This window comes from Streptomyces sp. HSW2009 (assembly GCF_040240285.1).
GTDB lineage: Bacteria > Actinomycetota > Actinomycetes > Streptomycetales > Streptomycetaceae > Streptomyces.
Genome location: NZ_JBEHZD010001012.1, coordinates 1 through 1282, shown reverse-complemented (window position 1 = coordinate 1282; position 1282 = coordinate 1). Strand labels below are relative to the sequence as shown.

Annotated in this window: 1 protein-coding gene and 1 pseudogene; one reads left to right on the top strand and one right to left on the bottom strand. The window is 76.1% G+C overall.

Features of this window, described 5'->3' with window-relative positions:
* Nucleotides 1-201, top strand: a pseudogene (locus AAHZ94_RS34245) (hypothetical protein); the annotation flags it as partial.
* A gap of 193 nt (nt 202-394) precedes the next feature.
* Here the strand turns inward: AAHZ94_RS34245 and AAHZ94_RS34240 are convergent.
* On the bottom strand, nt 395-1225 hold the full coding sequence (locus tag AAHZ94_RS34240) for an alpha/beta hydrolase family protein (protein WP_349997581.1): 831 nt from the start codon (nt 1223-1225) through the stop codon (nt 395-397).
* Nucleotides 1226-1282: the final 57 nt, after the last annotated feature.

The window sequence follows — 1282 nt, the reverse complement described above, 5'->3', positions numbered from 1 at the left end:
CCCCCCCCCCCCCCCCCCCCCTTTTTTTTTTACCCCCCCCCCCCCCAACCCCCCATCGGAGTCCGTCTCGTGGCCCCCCCCCCCTTTCTTTTCCCCCCCACCGGCGGCCGGGAGCTGCGGCGCGCCCGCCCCACGGCCCGCCCTGCCACCTCGCGGCCCGCCTCGGTGACGTCGCCGCCACCTCGTCCCACCCGGAGGTGAGCTGGCGTTTCCCTCGGCTGCCGCGGGCGTCCCGGCGCCCCGCGCCCCATCCGCGGCCGGCGCCGGACGGGCGCGGGGCCCGGTCGCACACCGGCACAGGGTGTTCATCGGCGTTCACCCTGGTTCATCCGGCGGCAACACCGTGCGGTGCGGCCGGGGCGGGCGTCCGGGCGCGGTCGCCGCGCCCCGGGGCCTACTTGGACTCGATGCGCCCGAGCGGTTCCGCATCACGCGCCAGCGCCCGGCGCACCGCCGCCCAACTGTCGTCCTCGATGCCGAGCGCGTGGCGCAGATAGGCCCAGGTGGCCCGCTGGACCAGGGCGACGCGCCCGGGGTGCTCGTCCGTGGTCTCGCGCACCTCGTAGCCGGCGATGCCACCGAGCGAGTGTTCCGCCCCGTACAGGGTGAGCAGGCTTTCCGCACCCGGGCTCAGGGCGTACGCGTCGGTCAGCCAGTCGGGCCCGCGGACCGAGAGCGGCGAGTCGTCCCGGTCGCCGGCGACGACGAGGGCCGGGGTGGTCAGGTGCGCGAAGCTCGGGTGCAGGAAGGGGAAGTGCTCGGCGGCGAACGGCGAGAGGTCGGCCCCGCCGGTGCCGGCCGTGGCCAGCAGCACGCCCGCGGTGACCCGTGCGTCGGAGAGGTCGGGGCCCTGCCGGCTGACCGGGTCGAGGACGCGCAGCCCGAGCAGGGCGCCGGCGGTCTGGCCGCCGAAGGAGTGGCCGGCCACGGCGATCCGCCGGTGGTCGACCCGGCCGTCGAGCCCCGGCACCGCAGACTCCAACTCCCCCAGACTGTCGACGACTTGGACCATGTCACGGATGCGCCAGCGCCAGATGTCCGGGGTGCGCGGGTCGTCCTGGGGCAGCCCGAGGGCCCGCGCGTCGAGATGCGTGGGTTGGACGACCACAAAGCCGTACGCGGCCCAGAAGTCGGCCAGTGGCCCGTACCCCTCAAGGGACGAGCCGAAGCCGTGCGAGAGGACGATAAAACGCACCCGGGGGGCGGGGGTAGGCGCGGCCGGCAGCGCGGGCCGGGGTCAAAGCTGGGGTCGGCGTTCGGGCCTGGCCGCAGGGGCTGCGGT